Annotated in this window: 1 protein-coding gene; it reads left to right on the top strand. The window is 73.6% G+C overall.

From position 1 onward, the window contains the following. A partial coding sequence (locus tag HMPREF2914_RS32690) for an Ig-like domain-containing protein (RefSeq protein WP_168172371.1) occupies nt 1-292 on the top strand: 292 nt, incomplete at both ends.

The raw sequence follows: 292 nt of genomic DNA, 5'->3' as shown, positions 1-292 counted from the left end.
GACGGCGACGGCCAGCCGGACACCACCGTGGTGGTCGGCCCCGGCGGCAGCTTCGAGGTTCCGCTGAACCCGCCGCTGACCAATGGCGAGACGGTGACGGTGATCGTTACCGACCCGGCCGGCAACAACAGCACCCCGGTGACCGTCGAGGCGCCGGACACCACAGCCCCGGCGCCGGCCACCGACGTGCAGGTGGCGCCGGACGGCAGCAGCGTCACCGGCAAGGCCGAACCCGGCTCGACGGTGGGCGTCGATACCGACGGCGACGGCCAGCCGGACACCACCGTGGTGG

It is taken from the genome of Pseudomonas sp. HMSC067G02 (assembly GCF_001813485.1).
Taxonomy (GTDB): domain Bacteria; phylum Pseudomonadota; class Gammaproteobacteria; order Pseudomonadales; family Pseudomonadaceae; genus Pseudomonas; species Pseudomonas aeruginosa.
Note: the sequence above shows the minus strand (reverse complement) of the source record. Positions and strands in the feature narration are given on the sequence as shown.